This is a genomic window from Cellulomonas sp. H30R-01 (genome assembly GCF_010119915.1).
Lineage (GTDB): Bacteria > Actinomycetota > Actinomycetes > Actinomycetales > Cellulomonadaceae > Cellulomonas > Cellulomonas algicola.
In genome coordinates this window covers 2,447,515-2,466,144 of sequence record NZ_CP048210.1, presented here as the reverse complement: position 1 = coordinate 2,466,144, position 18,630 = coordinate 2,447,515, and the positions used below count along the sequence as shown (strand labels likewise).

At 75.8% G+C, this 18,630-nt stretch carries 12 protein-coding genes; 9 read left to right on the top strand and 3 right to left on the bottom strand.

Annotated elements, in window-relative coordinates; genetic code table 11:
• The first annotated feature begins 352 nt into the window (after positions 1 to 352).
• The 8 genes from GXP71_RS10950 (at position 353) to GXP71_RS10915 (ending at position 12,713) form a co-directional block, all read left to right on the top strand.
• A complete protein-coding gene (locus GXP71_RS10950) occupies positions 353 to 3,772 on the top strand; it encodes a hypothetical protein (protein WP_162352687.1) in 3,420 nt (1,139 codons plus the stop codon).
• Positions 3,769 to 4,308, top strand: coding sequence for a hypothetical protein (locus GXP71_RS10945; protein WP_162352686.1), 540 nt, complete (start codon positions 3,769 to 3,771; stop codon positions 4,306 to 4,308). Before GXP71_RS10950 ends, GXP71_RS10945 begins: the two co-directional genes overlap by 4 nt.
• A gap of 161 nt (positions 4,309 to 4,469) precedes the next feature.
• Entirely contained in the window at positions 4,470 to 4,673 is a 204-nt protein-coding gene (locus GXP71_RS10940) for a hypothetical protein (RefSeq protein WP_162350969.1), read from the top strand.
• 85 nt (positions 4,674 to 4,758) lie between these two features.
• Positions 4,759 to 6,420 (top strand): potassium-transporting ATPase subunit KdpA, encoded by a 1,662-nt coding sequence (gene kdpA / locus GXP71_RS10935; RefSeq protein WP_162352685.1) that lies wholly within the window; start codon positions 4,759 to 4,761, stop codon positions 6,418 to 6,420.
• The gene (gene kdpB / locus GXP71_RS10930) at positions 6,417 to 8,549 is read left to right on the top strand and encodes a potassium-transporting ATPase subunit KdpB (protein ID WP_162352684.1); all 2,133 of its coding nucleotides are present in this window, start codon (positions 6,417 to 6,419) and stop codon (positions 8,547 to 8,549) included. The genes kdpA and kdpB overlap by 4 nt, the downstream gene beginning before the upstream one ends.
• Positions 8,549 to 9,217, top strand: a complete 669-nt coding sequence (gene kdpC, locus GXP71_RS10925; protein WP_162352683.1) for a potassium-transporting ATPase subunit KdpC — start codon at positions 8,549 to 8,551, stop codon at positions 9,215 to 9,217. Before kdpB ends, kdpC begins: the two co-directional genes overlap by 1 nt.
• A 194-nt stretch (positions 9,218 to 9,411) precedes the next feature.
• Positions 9,412 to 12,009, top strand: coding sequence for an ATP-binding protein (locus tag GXP71_RS10920; RefSeq protein ID WP_238402747.1), 2,598 nt, complete (start codon positions 9,412 to 9,414; stop codon positions 12,007 to 12,009).
• A complete protein-coding gene (locus tag GXP71_RS10915) occupies positions 12,009 to 12,713 on the top strand; it encodes a response regulator (RefSeq protein ID WP_162352682.1) in 705 nt (234 codons plus the stop codon). The genes GXP71_RS10920 and GXP71_RS10915 overlap by 1 nt, the downstream gene beginning before the upstream one ends.
• Positions 12,714 to 12,890: 177 nt before the next feature.
• On the opposite strand, the gene arfB is transcribed toward GXP71_RS10915, so the two are convergent.
• The 3 genes from arfB to GXP71_RS10900 are packed head-to-tail and all read right to left on the bottom strand — an operon-like array spanning position 12,891 to position 16,865.
• On the bottom strand, positions 12,891 to 13,319 hold the full coding sequence (gene arfB, locus GXP71_RS10910; protein WP_124341539.1) for an alternative ribosome rescue aminoacyl-tRNA hydrolase ArfB: 429 nt from the start codon (positions 13,317 to 13,319) through the stop codon (positions 12,891 to 12,893).
• A 7-nt stretch (positions 13,320 to 13,326) separates the two neighbouring features.
• Complete coding sequence (locus GXP71_RS10905; RefSeq protein ID WP_162352681.1) at positions 13,327 to 15,060, bottom strand: ABC transporter ATP-binding protein; 1,734 nt, start codon at positions 15,058 to 15,060, stop codon at positions 13,327 to 13,329.
• Complete coding sequence (locus GXP71_RS10900; protein ID WP_162352680.1) at positions 15,057 to 16,865, bottom strand: ABC transporter ATP-binding protein; 1,809 nt, start codon at positions 16,863 to 16,865, stop codon at positions 15,057 to 15,059. The genes GXP71_RS10905 and GXP71_RS10900 overlap by 4 nt, the downstream gene beginning before the upstream one ends.
• A gap of 146 nt (positions 16,866 to 17,011) precedes the next feature.
• Between GXP71_RS10900 and guaA the strand changes: the two genes are divergently transcribed.
• The gene (gene guaA, locus GXP71_RS10895) at positions 17,012 to 18,622 is read left to right on the top strand and encodes a glutamine-hydrolyzing GMP synthase (RefSeq protein ID WP_304515687.1); all 1,611 of its coding nucleotides are present in this window, start codon (positions 17,012 to 17,014) and stop codon (positions 18,620 to 18,622) included.
• Positions 18,623 to 18,630 lie beyond the last annotated feature (8 nt).

Here is an 18,630-nt window from a genome sequence, read left to right as displayed (position 1 = left end):
CCCCGGGCCTGACGCCCTCGGACGGACGCCCCGGGCCCGACGCACCGGGCCTGACGCCCTCGGACGGACGCACCGGGCCCGACGCACCGGGCCCGACGCCCTGGGCCCGACGAGCCAGGTCAGACGCCACGGGCCTGACGCAGCGGTTCAGACGCGGCGGGTGTGACGCATCGGGTGTGATCCAGCGGGGTCTGACGCAGCGCGCCTAGACCTCGGCGCGCGGCCGTCGTCGGTGCCGGACCGCCGGGTCCGGGGCGAGCGACGACCGTTGCCCCTTCGGGCAGCCGGACGTGCCCCGAGCGGCGCGCCCGCGGTCTCGTCGGGACCGTGCGCCGGCAGCAACGTCGGGAAGGTGCCTGCGGAGCACCGCGCGGCCCCGCCGCGTCCGCTGCCGGACGCGCGTGGGCGCGCCCGACCTGCGCGCGCCGACCCCCGGGCCGGCGCGCGACCCGACGCGGCCGTCGTCACGGACGGCACGCCCGGCGCGCGTGCGCCGGTGCCGGCCCTGCGCGCGCGTCAGGTGCTCGCGCTGCAGCGGCTCGCGGGGAACGCGGCGGCCACCGCTGCCGTCGCGGGGGCGCCCGCGCGCACCGGTCCGGACACGGCGGTCATCGACCGGGAGCTGGCGGAGGCGACCTCGGCACCGGGCGTGTCCGCCCGCACGAACGACGCGGGGCGGCACCTCCTCGTGCCCGACGCGCCGCCCGTACCGGCTCCGCCGCTGCCGGACGCGGTCGCGAAGCCGCCGGGCGGGGCAGGCGCGGGGACGTCGTCGACCGGTCCGACCGCGACGGGCGGGCCCGCGGCGGCGGCGCCAGCGGGCGCAGGCGCCACGACGCAGGCGGCGGGCGCAGGCGCCGCGACGCAGGCGACGAGCGGGACGTCGGCCCCGGCCGGTGGTGGCGCCGCGGGTCCGGCGGGTGCGGCGGGGGCCGTCGCGCAGGCGGGAGGCGCGGGGGCAGCGGGTCCCGCGGCAGCCGCCCGAGCCGGTCGCGAGCCGGGTGACGCGGGCGGCGGTGCGCCCGGCGCGACCGGTCCGGTCGCTGGCGCACCCGGTGTCGCGAGCACGTTGGACGCCGCCGTCGCACCGCCCGCACCCGACGCGCTGGCCGCCCAGCTCCCCGCGGAGCCGACGGCCGAGGCGGTCGCGCAGGACGAGGCGGACCAGCGCGCGCCCGAGGAGAAGGCCGCGGAGGCGGCGGCGCTCACGGCGGGCGTCCGGGCGGCGGCCGACGAGCGGCGGACCCGGGTCGCGGCGGACGCCACCGACCACCGGACGCAGGTCGGGGCGGGTGCGGCGACCCGGCGGGCGGACCTCGCGACGCGGCTCGCGGCGGCGCTCGCGGACGTCACCGCGCGCACGACGGCGGCCCGCGCGCGGCTCACGACGCAGGCCGCGCAGGCCCGGGCGGCGGTGCGTGAGGGCGTCGCGGCGGACGTCGCAGCCGTCCGGCAGGCGACCGCGGGGTCGGTCGGGGAGGCCCGTCAGGGCTTCACGACGCGGCGCACGGCGCTGACGCAGGCGGCCGAGGCGGAGGTGGCGCGCGCGCAGGCCGCGGTGGAGACCGAGGCGGCCCGCGGCGTCGCGGCCATGGAGTCGGCGGCGGTCGACTGCGAGCAGGCGGGCGAGCGCGAGGCGTCCCGGTACCGCGACCCGGACGACCCGGGGCCCGAGCAGCGCGAGGCTGCGCGCCGGGTGGGCCGGGAGAGCGCCGCCGACATCCGGGCGAAGAAGGCCGGCCTGCGCCCCGAGCTCGCGTCCAAGGCCGCCGAGCACGTCGAGCGCGTCCGGACGTACGTCGCGACGGTCACGGGACAGCTGAGCGAGGCCGAGACGTCGCTCGTCACCGAGCTCGAGCGCAGCGGCCGCGAGGCGGAGGAGCGCGCGCAGGAGGGGCTCACGGGCGGCCTCGCGGCGGTCGACCGCCGCCTGGAGGCGGACGTGGCGGCGGTGACCGCGGCCGGTGACGCGACCCGGCGCGAGCTCACGGGTGTCGGCGCCCGGCTGACCAGGACGCTCGACGCGGACGCCGCGGCGGCCGACGACGAGCTCGCCGCGTCGGGCCGTGCGCTCGACCAGGAGATCGACCACGGCGCCACCGAGACGACGACGGTCCTGGCGCAGCAGGCGGCGCCGTTCCTGCCCGGCGTACGGGAGCAGGTCGCGGCGGCCACGACGCAGGGCGACGCGCTCGAGACCGCAGGGCGTTCAGGCCTGGCAGCCGCGGCCGGGTCCGCGGGCGGGCGGTTCGACGCGACCGTGCAGGCGTTCGCGGCGGCCGCGGGCGCGGCCGCGCAGGCGGTCGACGCACGGTTCGCGCAGGTCGCCGACGGGTTCACGGCGGCGACCGACGCGACGCTCGCGGCCCGGCAGGAGGAGTCGGCGCGGTCGCTCGAGGAGCTGCGCGGCCGGCAGCGGCGCCTCGTCGACGGGCTGCTCGCGGAGGCGGACCGGACGTGCGCGGACGCGCGCGCCGAGCTCACGCGCATGGGCGGCGAGAATCAGCGGGCCACTCGCGAGGCGACGGACCGCGCCGTCGAGGAGGCCGTGAAGCCCAAGACGGACGACGTGAGCACGCGTGCGCACGAGGCGGCCGAGCAGGTCGACGAGGGGTTCTGGGCGGGGCTGGGACGTGCGGTCTGGAAGCTCGCGGTCGGGCTCGTCGTGCTCGTCGTGGTCGCGCTGGTCGTCGCCGCGATCGCCGCCGCGTTCGGCGTGATCCTCACGGCGTGGACGGCCGTGATGATCGCGGGCGCGCTGCTCCTCACGGCGTCGCTCGTGCTCGCGCTCGTGCACCGGCTGGGCCAGCGCGAGCTGCAGGGGCGCCCGGTCACCGCGGTCCTCGTCGCGCTCGCCGACACCGTGGGTGTCACGGGGATCTACGAGGGCATCGGCGGGCACGACATCGTCACGGGCGCCGCGATCAACGTGGCCGACCGCACCGAGCGCGGGATCCTCGGCGCCGTCACGCTCGTCGGCCTGATCTTCGGGGCGCGCTCGGCGATCAAGGGTCCGCCCGGCGGCGCCTTCACGCAGCCCGTCGGCTCGGTGCCCGGCTTCGGCGCGATGGGTGCCGGTGCGCGGGCCGTCGCCGGTGCGCGGTCGGTCGCGGGCGAGCTCGCCGGCCTGGTCGGACGCGGCGCGAAGGCCGTCAAGGAGTGGTGGAACCGTCCCCGCACCCCGGAGCCGGAGCCGGGTGTGCCCCCGACGCAGCCCGCCGAGCCCGTCCGGTTCGGCCGCACCGAGGACGGGTACCACGCCGACCGCATCTTCATGGACTGGCTCAGCCACGAGATCCCGCCCGAGGGCTGGAAGCTGCACGTGAGCGCGACCCCCGAGTCCGCGGCGGCGACCGCCGAGGCCGTCCTGCCGGTCCTGCGCCGCATGGGCGTCAACCACAAGGTCGTCGGGTCGCCCGAGCAGCTCGCCTCCATGGGCGGTGGCCAGCAGGGTAAGTTCATCACGATCTACCCGGACACCCCCGCGCAGGCGCGGGCGATCGTGTCCACGCTCGACAGCGTCCTCGCAGGTCGCGGCTCGGGTCCCGCGGTCGCCGGTGAGGCGCCCGTCGGCGGCTCGGGCGTCGTCTACAGCCGGTACGGCGGCTTCACCAAGGGCACCGTGACCGACCCGGCGACGGGCCTCGAGGTGCCGGACCAGCGCGGCCAGATCTGCCCGCCGTGGATCGAGAACATCTGGGCCACCCCGGCGCGGTCCGTGCCGGTGCCGGTCCGACCGGTCCCGGCCGAGGACAGGGACGAGGAGCAGTGACGACGACGACCCCCGCGTTCCCGCCCGTGCCCGCCGCCGTCCTCGACCGGACGGCGCGCGAGGCGGACGCCGCGGCGTGGCTCGCCGACGTCGACGCGTGGCGCGACCGCGCCCGGGCGTGGGTGCGCGACGACGCGGCCGCGGCCGGGGTGTCGGCGCCGTTGCGCGGCGTCCTCGCAGCGGCGCTCGCGGTCGGCGGCGACCCCGCGGTGCCGTCGGTCTACGTCGTGCGGGGTTTCCCGCCCGAGGGCCTCGACCCCGAGCTGCGGGCGTGGGCGGTGCTGGTCTGGCGGTCGTGGCTCGTCGACTACCTGTCCGACGTGTGGGACACCGTCGGCGGCGACCTCACGCCCGCCGAGTGCGCGCTCGTCGTCGACGACGTGCTGACGCCCGCCGGCCTCGCGGGCACGTCCGTCTGCCTCGACTGCCTCCAGCCGCTGCCGGACCGCCCCGCGGACGCCGCCGCGCACGCCGCGGTGTGCCCGGTCCGGACCGCCCGCGCCCGCACGGGGACGGAGCGCCCGTCGCCCTGGTGACGACGAGGCCCGTCAAGGTCGCGCACGGCACCGTCAAGGAACCGTCAGGACCGGCCACCGGGCACGTGCCGCGGCGTAGACCTGCGGGTGCGGCCCCTCCCCGGGGACCGCCGGCCGTTCGTGACGAGCGACCGCACGTCCCTCCGAAGGTGTGATCCCTCGTGGCCGACCTGGCCCTCGTCGCGCTCACCGTGGTGTTCTTCGCCGCGGTCGCGCTCGTCGCCCGACGCGCGGACCGCGCGCCCGCGCTCCCCGCCGACCTCCCGCCCGGCACGACCGGCACGTCCCGCACGTCTCGTACGTGGGGCACGTCCGCCGACGGACCCGTCGGGCCGCCCGCCGACCGAGCGGGGGACCGCGCGTGAACGGCCTCGACGTCGCGGCGCTCGTCGTCGCCGCCGCGATGCTCGTCTACCTCGTCGTGCAGCTGCTGCGCGCCGACAAGGTCCGGTGAGCGCGGTGACCACCGTCCTCCAGGTCGGGCTCGTCGTCGTGGTCCTCGCGGCCGCGCACCGCCCGCTCGGCGCGTACCTCGCGCGCGTCTTCACCTCCCGCAGGCACCTCGCCGTCGAGCGCGTCGGGTACCGCGTCATGCGCGTCGACCCCGACGCCGAGCAGCGGTGGAGCACCTACCTCCTGTCGCTCCTCGGTTTCTCGCTCGCGTCCGTCCTCGTGCTGTTCGGGCTGGCCCGGCTCCAGGACCGGCTGCCGCTGTCGGTCGGCGCGCCCCCGATGGACCCCGCGGGGGCGTGGAACACCGCCGTCTCGTTCGTGACCAACACCAACTGGCAGTGGTACTCGGGCGAGACCGCCGCCGGGCACCTGCTCCAGATGGCCGGGCTCGCGGTGCAGAACTTCGTGTCGGCCGCCGTCGGGCTCGCGGTCGCGGTCGCGCTGATCCGCGGCTTCGCGCGGTCCGGCACCGACGCGCGTGTCGGCAACTTCTGGTCCGACCTCGTGCGCGGCTCCGTGCGGGTCCTGCTGCCGCTCGCGTTCGTCGCGGCGCTCGCGCTCGTCGCGGGCGGCGTGATCCAGAACCTGCACGCGCCGACCGAGGTCACGACCCTGGCCGGCGGCACCCAGCACGTGCTCGGCGGACCTGTCGCGTCGCAGGAGGCGATCAAGCAGCTCGGCACCAACGGCGGCGGGTTCTTCAACGCCAACTCGGCGCACCCGTTCGAGAACCCGACGCCGTGGACGAGCGCCCTCCAGGTCGTGCTCATGCTGCTCGTCCCGCTCTCGCTGCCGCGCGCGTTCGGCCTCATGGTCGGGGACCGCCGCCAGGGCTGGGCGGTGCTCGCCACGATGGGCGTGCTCTGGGCCGGCTCGGTCGCGGTGCTGACCTGGGCCGAGACCGCCGGACCGGGGCTCGCGCCCGCCGCCGCCGGTGCCGCGCTGGAGGGCAAGGAGACGCGGTTCGGCGCGGCCGCGTCCGCGCTGTTCGCCGCGTCCACGACCGGCACGTCGACCGGCGCCGTCAACGCGATGCACGACTCGCTCACCGCACCCGGCGGCGGCGTCACGCTCGTCAACATGCTGCTCGGCGAGGTCGCGCCCGGCGGCATCGGCAGCGGGCTCTACGGGCTGCTCGTCCTCGCGATCGTCGCGGTCTTCCTCGCCGGGCTCATGGTCGGGCGCACGCCCGAGTACCTCGGCAAGAAGATCGGGCGGCAGGAGATCACGCTCGTCGCGCTCGTCGTCCTCACCATGCCCGCGATCGTGCTCGTGGGGACCGCGCTCGCGGTCGCGCTGCCCGCCGGGCAGGCCGGCATCCAGGAGGCCGGCCCGCACGGGCTGTCCGAGGTGCTGTACGCGTTCGCCTCTGCGGGCAACAACAACGGGTCTGCCTTCGGTGGGCTCACGAGCGGCACGCCGTTCTACAACGTGCTGCTCGGCCTCGCGATGCTCGTCGGCCGGTTCGTACCCATCGCGCTCGTCCTCGCGCTCGCCGGGCGGCTCTCGTCGCAGCGGACCGTGCCCGCCGGGTCCGGGACGCTGCCGACGCACGGCCCCCTGTTCGTCGGGCTGCTCGTGAGCGTCACCCTCGTCGTCGTGGCGCTCACCTTCGTCCCCGTCCTGTCCCTCGGTCCCGTCGTGGAGTCCCTGTCATGAGCACCACCCTGACCCCGGCCCGCCCGGCCGGGGCGTCCACCGGTACGCCTCACCGTGTGGCGCCCGCGTCCGCGCTGTCCGGCCGCCAGCTGCTGGCCGCCGTCCCCGCCGCGGTCCGCGGTCTCGACCCCCGACGGCTGTGGGACGCGCCCGTGGTGCTCGTCGTCGAGGTCGGCGCCGCGTTCACGACCGTCCTCGCCGCGCTCGACCCGTCCGTCTTCGCCTGGGCCGTCGCGCTGTGGCTGTGGGCCACCGTCCTGTTCGCGACGCTCGCCGAGGCCGTCGCCGAGGGGCGCGGCAAGGCGCAGGCGGCGAGCCTGCGGGCGACGCAGCGGCAGACGACCGCGCGGCGCGTCGTCGGCGGCGCGGGAGTCGTCTCGTCGGGGGCCGTCGACGGTCCGCCGACCGAGGAGGTGCCGTCGTCGGCGCTGCGGGTCGGTGACGTCGTCGTGGTCGCGGCGGGGGAGACGATCCCCTCCGACGGCGACGTCGTCGAGGGCGTCGCGTCCGTCGACGAGTCGGCCATCACCGGCGAGTCCGCCCCCGTGATCCGCGAGTCGGGCGGCGACCGGTCCGCCGTCACGGGCGGCACGGTCGTGCTGTCCGACCGGATCGTCGTGCGCATCACCGCGCAGCCCGGGCAGACGTTCGTCGACCGGATGATCGCGCTCGTCGAGGGGTCGGCGCGGCAGAAGACGCCCAACGAGGTCGCGCTCAACGTGCTCCTCACGACGCTGACGATCGTGTTCCTGCTGGCCGTCGTGACGCTCCAGCCGTTCGCGACGTACAGCGGCGCGACGCAGGACCTCGTCGTGCTCGTCGCGCTGCTGGTCTGCCTGATCCCGACGACGATCGGTGCGCTGCTGTCGGCGATCGGCATCGCGGGCATGGACCGGCTCGTGCGGCGCAACGTGCTCGCGATGTCGGGGCGGGCCGTCGAGGCCGCGGGCGACGTGGACGTGCTGCTGCTCGACAAGACCGGCACGATCACGCTCGGCAACCGGCAGGCCGCCGATCTGCTGCCCGCACCGGGAGTCACGCCGGAGAGCCTGGCCGACGCGGCCCAGCTGTCGTCGATGGCCGACGAGACGCCCGAAGGCCGCTCGGTGCTCGTGCTGGTCAAGGAGCGGTTCGGCCTGCGCGCGCGGCCCGAGGGCGACCTGGTCGACGCGGCGCTCGTGCCCTTCACGGCACGGACGCGCATGAGCGGCGTGGACCTGCCGGGCGCCGACCGACGGGTCCGCAAGGGCGCCGCCGCGGCCGTCACGCACTGGGTGCGCTCGACCGGCGGGCACGCGGGTGCCGACGTCGCGGCCACCGTCGACGCCATCTCCGCGTCGGGCGGGACGCCGCTCGTCGTCGCCGAGCAGGTCGGGTCGTCGCCCGCGCGCGTGCTCGGCGTGATCCATCTCAAGGACGTCGTCAAGGAGGGCATGCGCGAGCGGTTCGACGCGCTGCGCGCCATGGGCATCCGCACCGTCATGGTCACGGGCGACAACCCGCTGACCGCGCGCGCCATCGCCGCCGAGGCCGGCGTCGACGACGTGCTCGCCGAGGCCACGCCCGAGGACAAGCTCGCGCTCATCCGGCGCGAGCAGCAGGGCGGGCGGCTCGTCGCCATGGCCGGCGACGGCACCAACGACGCGCCCGCGCTCGCGCAGGCCGACGTCGGCGTCGCGATGAACACCGGCACGACCGCCGCCAAGGAGGCGGGGAACATGGTCGACCTCGACTCCAACCCGACGAAGCTCATCGAGATCGTCGAGATCGGCAAGCAGCTGCTCCTCACGCGCGGCGCGCTCACCACGTTCTCGATCGCGAACGACGTCGCGAAGTACTTCGCGATCCTCCCCGCGATGTTCGTCGGCGCCTTCCCGCAGCTCGGGGTCCTCAACGTGATGCGGCTGTCGTCGCCCGAGTCGGCGATCCTCTCCGCGGTCGTGTTCAACGCGCTCGTCATCGTCGCGCTCCTGCCGCTCGCGCTGCGCGGCGTCGGGTACCGGCCCGCGTCGGCGTCCGCGATGCTCCGCCGCAACCTCCTCGTCTACGGCGTCGGCGGGCTCGTCGCGCCGTTCGTCGGGATCAAGATCATCGACCTCGTCCTCTCGCTGCTCCCCGGGATCGCCTGATGTCCACGCTCACCTCGCCCGCACCCGCCGCCGTCCCGTCCGTCGGGTCGGGCCGGCCAGCCAACGTCGTCCCGTTCGTGCGGCAGACCCTCGCCGGCCTGCGCGTGCTGCTCGTCCTCACCGTCCTGCTCGGCGTCGCCTACCCGCTCGCCGTGACCGGCGTCGCGCAGGTCGCGCTCGGCTGGCGCGCCGACGGGTCGCTCGTCGCGGCCGACGGGTCGCACGTGCGGGCCGCGTCGGACGCCGTCGGGTCCGCCCTCGTCGGGCAGACCTTCGACGGGCCGCGCTGGTTCCAGCCGCGACCGTCCGTCGCGGGCGACGGGTACGACACGCTCGCGTCCGGCGGGTCCAACCTCGGGCCGAACAACCCCGACCTGGTCGCGGAGATCGACGCGCGCCGGGCCGCGGTCGCGGAGCGCGAGGGCGTCGACCCGGCGTTCGTCCCGCCCGACGCCGTCACGGCGTCCGGGTCCGGGCTCGACCCCGACGTCTCGCCCGCGTACGCGCGGCTGCAGGTCGCGCGCGTCGCCCGTGAGAACGGGCTGCCCGTCGCCGACGTCGCGGCACTCGTCGAGCGCTCCGTCGTCGGGCGTGACCTCGGGTTCCTCGGCGAGCCGCGCGTCAGCGTGCTGCGCCTCAACCTGGCGCTGCGGACAATGGGCTCGTGACCAGCCCGGACGGCGCCGCGCGTCCCGACCCCGCACCGGGGCCGGGGCGCGCACGGCCCGTGCCGGGTGCCGACGGGTCGCGGTCGGACACCGGTACCCCGCCGGCGCCCCCGGCACCCGCCGCGCCCGGCGCGCGGCGCGGGCGCCTCACCGTGTACCTGGGCGCCGCACCCGGCGTCGGCAAGACGTACGCGATGCTCGACGAGGCGCACCGGCGCCTGTCGCGCGGCACCGACGTGGTCGTCGGGCTCGTCGAGACGCACGGCCGCCTGGGCACCGCCGCGCTGCTCGACGGCCTCGAGGTCGTCCCTCGCCGCACGATCGCCTACCGGGGTCAGGACCTGACCGAGCTCGACGTCGCCGCAGTCGTCGCGCGCCGTCCGCAGGTCGCGATGGTCGACGAGCTCGCGCACACCAACGTCCCCGGCGCCGGGCACGCCAAGCGCTGGCAGGACGTGCACGACCTGCTCGACGCGGGGATCGACGTCGTCACCACCGTCAACGTGCAGCACCTCGAGTCGCTCAACGACGACGTCGAGGCCATCACCGGCATCCGCCAGCGCGAGACCGTCCCCGACGAGGTCGTGCGTGCCGCCGACCAGATCCAGCTCGTCGACCTGCCGCCGCAGGCGCTGCGCCGCCGGCTCGCGCACGGGAACGTCTACCGCGCCGAGCAGGTCGACGCGTCGCTGTCGTCGTACTTCCGCGTCGGCAACCTCACCGCGCTGCGCGAGCTCGCGCTGCTGTGGCTCGCGGACCGTGTCGACGACGCCCTCACCGACTACCGCCGCGACCACCGCATCGACGCGCCGTGGCCCGCGCGTGAGCGGATCGTCGTCGCCGTCACCGGCGGCTCCGAGAGCGACACCCTCATCCGCCGCGGCGCCCGGATCGCGCAGCGCGCCGCCGGGTCGGAGCTGCTCGCCGTGCACGTCCTCGCGACCGACGGCCTGCCCAGCGCCGGTCCTGCCCGCATCGCCGAGCAGCGACGCCTCGTCGAGTCGCTCGGCGGCACCTTCCACACCGTCGTGGGGGAGGACGTCGCGACCGCCGTCGTCGACTTCGCCCGTGGGGTCAACGCGACGATGGTCGTCGTCGGGGTGTCCCGGCGTCCGCGGTGGCGCGAGGCGCTGTCCGACAGCACCGGGACGTCGATCGCGCGCATGGCCGGGGCCGTCGACGTGCACCTCGTCACGCACGAGCGCGCGCGGTCCGGACGGTTGTCGGGGCGGCGACGGTCGCCCCTGTCCCGGGCCCGCCGCGTGGCGGGGTGGCTGCTGGCCGTCGCCGGTCCCGTCGTCCTGACCGCCGTGCTGTCGGCGCTCGACGGGGGAGTGACCCTCGCGACGGACCTCATGCTGTTCCTCGCGCTCACCGTCGGCGTCGCGCTCGTCGGCGGGCTCTGGCCGGCCGTCGTCAGCGCCGTCGCCGGCTTCGTGCTGCTCAACTGGTTCTTCACCCTGCCGACCGGTCGGCTCACGATCGCGCAGCCCGAGAACGCGTTCGCCCTCGTGGTGTTCGTGCTCGTCGCGGCGGGTGTCGCGTCCGTCGTCGACCTCGCGGCCCGCCGCAGCGCCGAGGCGTTCCGCGCCCGCGCCGAGGCCTCGACCCTCGCGTCCGTCACGCGCGCCGTCCTCACCGGCGAGGACACCGCCGACGCCCTCGTCGCCCGCCTCCGCGAGACGTTCACCCTCCGAGCGGTCTCGCTGCTGGAGCGACCAGCGGACGCTGCGGTCGGCCCGACCGCGAGCGCCGTCGGCGACGTCGACGGCGCTCCTCGACGCGTCAGCCGTGCGTGGTGGGTCGTCCTCGCGTCGGACGGCCCCGAGCCGCCGACGACGCCCGACGACGCGTCCGCGGTCGTCACCGTCGACGACGCCCGGGTGCTCGCGCTCGACGGGCGCGTCCTGCCCGCGTCCGACCGGCGCGTGCTCGACGCGTTCGCCTCGCAGGTCGGTGCCGTCCTCGAGCAGACGCGCCTGCGCCGCGCCGCCGAGCAGGCCCGCGTCCTCGAGCAGGCCGACGCGACCCGCACCGCGCTGCTCGCCGCCGTCTCGCACGACCTCCGCACCCCGCTCGCGACGATCCGCGCGTCCGTCGACGCCCTCACCGCGAGCAACCTGCACCTCGCCGCCGCAGACCGCGCCGCTCTCGTCGACACCCTGGGCGACGCGACCGGTCGCCTCGAACGACTCATCGACAACCTGCTCGACCTGTCCCGCCTCGCGACCGGCTCCGTCGCCCCCGTGCTGCGCGACGCGTCCCTCGACGAGATCGTCCCCCTCGCCGTCGAGGGCTACCCGCACGACGCGGTCCGCCTCGACCTCCCCGAGACCCTGCCGCTGGTCCGCACCGACCCCGGCCTGCTCGAACGCGTCGTGGCCAACCTCGTCTCGAACGCCGTCCGCCACGCCCCCGCGGGCACGGCCGTCGTCGTCACCGCGTCCCCGGTCGGCTCGGACCTGGTGCTGCGCGTCGTCGACACCGGCCCCGGCCTGCCCGACGACTCGAAGGAGCGCATGTTCGAGCCGTTCCAGCGTCTGGGCGACACCACCGGCACCGGGTTGGGGCTCGGCCTCGCGGTCGCGTCGGGCCTCGCGACGGCCGTCGGCGCCGACCTCCACGCCGAGGACACCCCGGGCGGCGGCCTCACCATGGTCCTCGTGCTGCCCCTCGCCGACGCCCCCGCCACCGCGTCCGCGCGCGCCGACGCCGCCGAGCCCACGCCCGTGCCCGGCCGCCCCACCCCCGACGCGGACCTGCCCCCGACCACCGACGCGGACGCGACCTGATGACCGACGAGCCGACCCGCCCGGGCGCCCACGTCCTCGTCGTCGACGACGAGCCCGGCCTCGCGCACGCCCTCGCGATCACGCTGCGCGCCTCCGGCTGGCAGGTGACGACCGCCGCCGACGGCGCCCACGCCCTGTCCGCCGCCGCGCACCACCGACCCGACGTGGTCCTCCTCGACCTGGGCCTGCCCGACATGAGCGGCCTCGACGTCATCACCGCCCTGCGCGCGTGGACGCGCGTGCCGATCGTCGTCCTGTCCGCGCGCCAGCACGGCGAGGACAAGGTCGACGCCCTCGACGCCGGCGCCGACGACTACGTGACCAAGCCCTTCGCGATGAACGAGCTCCTCGCGCGCCTGCGCGCCGCCGTCCGCCGCGCCGCCGTCCCCGACGACCCGGGCGAGGCGGTCGTCACCGCCGGCGACCTGACGATCGACCTGGCCCGCGCCCGCGTCCTGCGCGACGGCACCGAGGTCCGCCTGACGCCGACCGAGTGGGCGATGCTCGAGGTCCTCGTCCGGAACCGCGGCCGCCTCGTCTCGCGCCGCCAGCTCCTCCAGGACGTGTGGGGCCCCGGCTACTCCGACGAGACCCACTACCTGCGCGTCTACTCCGCCCAGCTCCGACGCAAGCTCGAGGACGACCCGTCCCACCCCCGCCACCTCATCACCCACCCGGGCCTGGGCTACACCTTCGAACCCTGAGGCATGACCCGCGTCGCCTTGGCGACACGGGGTGTCCCGGTTCTCACCCGTCGGCTTGCGGGCCGCCTACCTGCCCGTTCGCGCGTGCGGTCGGGCGCCGACCCGGTGCTGACCACCGTTCGTGGGCCTAGAGCGGTACTCATCGCCGGGTCGCGGGATGCGCGGATGGAGTGATGTTCAGCCGAGAGGAGGGCGTCGGCGGAGCTCCTTCACCGCCCGGCGCTGCCGCTCGCCTGCCGCGCGGCGCTCGCGGGACGCGCGGCTCGGGCGGGTGGCCCGGCGGGGCGGGCCCGGGGGAGCGAGGGCCTCGTCGAGCAGCGCGACGACGCGCGTGAGGGCAGCCTCGCGGTTGCGGAGCTGGGACCGGTGCTCGGACGCGGCGACGGTCAGCACGTCACCGCGCAGCCGCGCGGCCAGACGCGAGCGGACGCGCTCCTCCTGCTCGGGCACGGCCCACAGCACGGCGGAGACGTCGACGGTGAGCTCGACGCGCGAGTCGGCGGTGTTGACGCCCTGACCGCCGGGCCCGCTGGACCGCGAGAAACGCCACGAGAGGGCGTCGTCGGGAAGGACGACACCCCCTCGCAGGGCGATCGGCGCGATCACGGTCAGATCACTCGTGCTGCCACGAGTGCCACAGGGCGGCGTAGTCGCCCCCCGCGGCGACGAGCTCGTCGTGCGGGCCGATCTCGGTGATCCGCCCGGCGTCGACGACGGCGACGCGGTCGGCGTCGTGCGCGGTGTGCAGCCGGTGCGCGATCGCGACGACGGTGCGGCCCTCGAGGACGGCGGACAGCGACCGCTCGAGGTGCCGGGCGGCGCGCGGGTCGAGCAGCGACGTGGCCTCGTCGAGCACGAGGGTGTGCGGGTCGAGCAGCACGAGCCGCGCGAGCGCGATCTGCTGCGCCTGGGCCGGGGTGAGCGGCGTGCCGCCGGACCCGACCTCGGTCGTCAGCCCCTCGGGCAGCGCGGACACCCACTCCCAGGCGTCGACGGCCCGCAGCGCGTGCTCGAGCTCGGCGTCGGTCGCGTCCTCCTTGGCCAGGCGCAGGTTGTCGGCGAGCTCGCCGACGAACACGTGGTGCTCCTGCGTGACGAGCGCGACGTGCCCGCGCAGGTCCTCGAGCGGCAGCTCGACGAGCGGCACACCGCCGACCGTGACGGACCCGCCCGTGGGCGGGTGGATGCCGGCGAGCATGCGCCCGAGCGTCGACTTGCCGGCGCCGGACGGGCCGACGACGGCGAGCCGCTCGCCGGACCGCAGGTCGAGGTCGATGCCGTGCAGCACGTCGTGACCCTCGCGGTACGCGTACCGCAGGTCGCGCGCGGACACGTCCTCGTCCACGGGCGTCGCCGATCCGGCGGAACGGTCCGGCGACACGAGCTGCACGCCGACGATCCGCGCGAGCGACGTGGCCGCCACCTGGATCTCGTCGACCCAGAAGATCAGCTCCCACACCGGGCCGCTGACCTGGTACGTGTACATGACGATCGTCGTGACCGCGCCGAGCGACGCGTACCCCTGCGACACGAGGAAGCCGCCCCAGACCAGGACCGCCGCGGGCGCGAGCACGAACGCCAGGTCGATGCCGGGGAACAGCACGGTGCGCAGGTCGAGCGTGACCTTCTCGGCGGCGAACGCCTCGCGCAGGTCGGCGTCGACGCGGGCCTGGCGGCGAGGGCCGAGCCGCAGCGCGTCGACGGTGCGGGCACCCTCGACGGACTCGGTGATCGTGCCGTTGAGCGCCGCGTACGACGCGGACTCCCGCTGGTAGGCGGGCGTCGCGCGCTTGAGGTACCAGCGGACGACGAGCAGCATCCCGGGGACGCCGACGAACATCGCGACCGCGACGAGCGGCGACAGGATGACGCTCGCGACGACGGTGAGCGTGATCGTCACGACCGCGACGATCACGCGCGGGACGCCGAAGCGGACCGCGTGCTGCAGCCGGTTGACGTCGTTCGTCGTGCGCGCCACCAGGTCACCGGTCCCGGCGCGCTCGACGGTCGACAGCGGCAGCGACGTCACCGTGGCGATGAACTCCTCGCGGAGCTCGGCGAACACCTTCTCGCCGAAGACCATCGACCGGCGCTGCGCGAACCGGATGAGGACGGTCTGCGCGAGCACGGCCAGCACGCCGAGCCCGATGAGCGTGTTGATGTACGAGACGGTCGTGCCGTCGGTGACGGCGTCGACGAGCCGCCCGAGGATCCACGGACCCGCGAGCCCGGCGACCGCGGCGAGCGTGTGCAGCGTCGCGATGCGCGTGAGGTCGGTGCGGTGCGTGCGGAACAGGCGGCCGGTGTACGCGCGCACCGCCGCCGAGTCGGCGATGGGGAGCTTCACGGTCGTCCTCCTGCGGGCGAGACGTCGGCGAGGTCGTCGGTGACGGCCACACCGTGCGGGGGTGTGTCGGTGTCGAGGTCGCGGCCCACGACGCGGCGGTACGCGGCGGCCACGGCCGGTCCGGCGGCGCCGTCGAGCAGCTCGGCGTGCGCGCCGCGGGCGACCAGGCGTCCGTCCTGGACGAGCTGCACCTCGTCGACGTGGTCGAGCACGAGCGGGGACGCGGTCACGACGAGCGTCGTGCGCCCGCGCCGGTGGTCGGCGAGCCGACCGGCGATGCGGGCCTCGGTGTGCGCGTCGACCGCGCTGGTCGGCTCGACGAGCACGAGGATCTCCGGGTCGAGGAGCAGCGCCCGCGCGAGGGCGACGCGCTGCCGCTGCCCGCCGGACAGCGAGCGGCCCTTCTCGGGGAGCTCGCCGGCGAGGCCGTCGGGCACGGAGTCGAGCACGTCGTGGGCGTCGGCGAGCGCGATCGCGTCGAGCAGCCGCTGCTCCTCGCCCGTGCCGTGCACGTCGAGCTCCTCGCCGAGCGCGCCCGAGAACAGGTGGGGCGTGGCCTCGGCGACGACGATGCGCGTGCGCACGTCCTCCTTGTGCAGGTCGGCGAGCAGCACGCCGCCCAGCCGCACGGGCGTGTCCTTCTCGGCCTCGTCGTCGAACCGGCCCATGCGGGTCGCGATCGCGGCGGACTCGTCGGGGTCGGCGCTGACGAGGGCGACGACGCGGCCGTGCTCGAGCACGACGCCGCTCGTCTCGTCGACCAGCGTCGACCCGGCGGGGGGCGCCTCGGCGGTGCCCGGACGCGCACCCGTCGCCGGCACGACTTGCAGGACCTTGACGACCTTGCCCGCGCCCACGTGCGCGCGCGTCGCCGACTGCAGGAACATCGTCGCGTTCTGCACAGGCCATGCGAGGAACGCCGCGTACCCGTAGGTCGCGACGAGCTGACCGGGCGTGATGGTGCCCTCGAGCGCCATGTGCGCGCCGAGCCAGATCAGCACGGCGACGAACATGCCGGGCAGCAGCACCTGGAGCGCGTCCAGCCAGGACTGCGTGACGGCGACCTCCTCGCCGCGGCGGCGCACCCGCTGCGACTGCTCGCGGTAGCGGGCGTTGAAGACGTTCTCGCCACCGATGCCGCGCAGGATGCGCAGGCCGGAGACGGTGTCGGCGCCGAGCGTCGTCAGGCGACCGGACGCCTCGCGCTGGGCGACCTGGCGCTTCTGCACCGGCTTGACGAGCAGGCCGAGCGCGGCGGCGACGGTCGGCAGCCCCAGCAGGACGACGAGGCCGAGGCTCACGGAGACGCGCAGCATGAGGACGGCGGCGACGCCGTACGCGACGAGGCTGCCGATGAAGCGGGCGGCGATCGCGTAGATCTCACCGACCCGCAGGGCGTCGTTGGCGACGGCGGAGACGACCTCGCCGGTCGGGAGCTCGGCGGTGATCGCGTGCCCGGAGCGGGCGACGGTCGTCCCGACCAGCTGGGAGGACGTGAACGCGGCGCGCAGCCAGTTCGCCACGTCGTAGCGGTGCCCGATCGCGCCGGCCGCGGCGCTGACGATCCCGAGCGCGGCGAGCGCACCCGCGGCCCGCCACAGGTCGGGGCCGAAGCCGTGCTCGAGCCCGCCGTCGATCGCGCGGCCCGTGAGGTAGGGGAGCAGCGCCTGGCAGGCGAACAGGACGATCCCCAGCAGCACGGCGACCGCGAGGATGCCCCACTGCCGACGGGCGAGCCACCAGAGGTAGGCGACGGGACCGGTCAGCGGCGGGGTGCCGGGGTCGGGGAGGGGGAGCGAGCGCACGAGCGTCTACGTTACGACCGCGTACCGACACGCCTCGAACGCTTATCGACCCGCGTCGGACAGCGCGTGCCAGAGCCCGGGAGTGACGTCCGCCACCGCGCGGACGACCGGGCCGAGGACGCCGCCGCGACGACTACCCTGGGGGCGTGACCCAGACGCCTGAGCCGCTGTCGCCTGCGCACGCGCCGGCGCCCCCCGCGCACCGTCCGGTCCTCGTCGTCGACTTCGGCGCCCAGTACGCGCAGCTCATCGCGCGCCGGGTCCGTGAGGCGAACGTGTACTCGGAGATCGTCCCGCACACGGCCTCCGTCGCGGACCTGCTCGCGAAGGACCCGGCAGCGATCATCCTGTCCGGCGGGCCGTCGTCCGTGTACGCCACGGGTGCCCCGTTCGTCGACCCGTCCCTGTTCGAGGCAGGCGTGCCCGTGCTCGGCATCTGCTACGGCTTCCAGGCGATGGCGCAGGCCCTCGGCGGGACCGTCGCGCAGACCGGTCAGCGCGAGTACGGCGGCACCGCGGTCGAGGTGACCGACGCCGGCACGGTCCTCGCGGGCAGCCCCGAGCAGCAGACCGTGTGGATGAGCCACGGCGACGCCGTGCACGCCGCGCCCGAGGGCTTCGAGGTCCTCGCGACGAGCGCCGGCAGCCCCGTCGCCGCGTTCGAGGACCGCGAGCGCCGCCTGTTCGGCGTGCAGTGGCACCCCGAGGTCAAGCACTCGCCGCTCGGGCAGCAGGCGCTCGAGAACTTCCTCTACGAGGGTGCGGGCCTCGCGCCCGACTGGAACCCCGGCAACGTCATCGCCGAGCAGGTCGAGCGCATCCGCGCGCAGGTCGGCGACGCGCGCGTCATCTGCGGGCTGTCCGGCGGCGTCGACTCGTCCGTCGCCGCGGCCCTCGTGCAGAAGGCCGTCGGGGACCAGCTGACCTGCGTGTTCGTCGACCACGGGCTGCTGCGGTCAGGCGAGGCGGAGCAGGTCGAGAAGGACTTCGTCGCCGCGACCGGCGTGCAGCTCAAGATCGTCGACGCGCGCGAGCGTTTCCTGCACGCGCTCGCGGGCCACACCGACCCCGAGACCAAGCGCAAGATCATCGGCCGCGAGTTCATCCGCGTGTTCGAGGACGCGGCGCGCGAGGTCGTCGAGGACGCGGGCGCGCACGGCGAGGCCGTGAAGTTCCTCGTCCAGGGCACGCTCTACCCCGACGTCGTCGAGTCCGGCGGCGGCGAGGGTGCGGCGAACATCAAGTCGCACCACAACGTCGGCGGGCTGCCCGACGACCTGCAGTTCGAGCTCGTCGAGCCGCTGCGCACGCTCTTCAAGGACGAGGTGCGCGCGGTCGGTCTCGAGCTCGGCGTCCCCGAGGTCATCGTCTGGCGCCAGCCGTTCCCGGGCCCCGGCCTGGGCATCCGCATCATCGGCGAGGTCACCGCGGAGCGGCTCGACATCCTGCGCGCGGCCGACGCGATCGCACGCGAGGAGCTGACGAGGGCCGGCCTCGACCGCGACATCTGGCAGTGCCCGGTCGTGCTGCTCGCCGACGTCCGCTCCGTCGGCGTCCAGGGCGACGGCCGCACGTACGGCCACCCCGTCGTCCTGCGGCCCGTGTCCTCCGAGGACGCGATGACGGCCGACTGGACGCGTCTGCCCTACGACGTGCTCGCGACCATCAGCACGCGCATCACGAACGAGGTGCCCGAGGTCAACCGGGTCGTCCTCGACGTCACGAGCAAGCCGCCGGGCACGATCGAGTGGGAGTGACCGACGGC

Excerpts from the sequence above, each read along its gene's own strand:
- kdpB (WP_162352684.1), top strand. The coding sequence starts at position 6,417 with ATGAGCACCACCCTGACCCCGGCCCGCCCGGCCGGGGCGTCCACCGGT.
- GXP71_RS10915 (WP_162352682.1), top strand. The coding sequence starts at position 12,009 with ATGACCGACGAGCCGACCCGCCCGGGCGCCCACGTCCTCGTCGTCGAC.
- kdpC (WP_162352683.1), top strand. The coding sequence starts at position 8,549 with ATGTCCACGCTCACCTCGCCCGCACCCGCCGCCGTCCCGTCCGTCGGG.
- GXP71_RS10920 (WP_238402747.1), top strand. The coding sequence starts at position 9,412 with ATGCTCGACGAGGCGCACCGGCGCCTGTCGCGCGGCACCGACGTGGTC.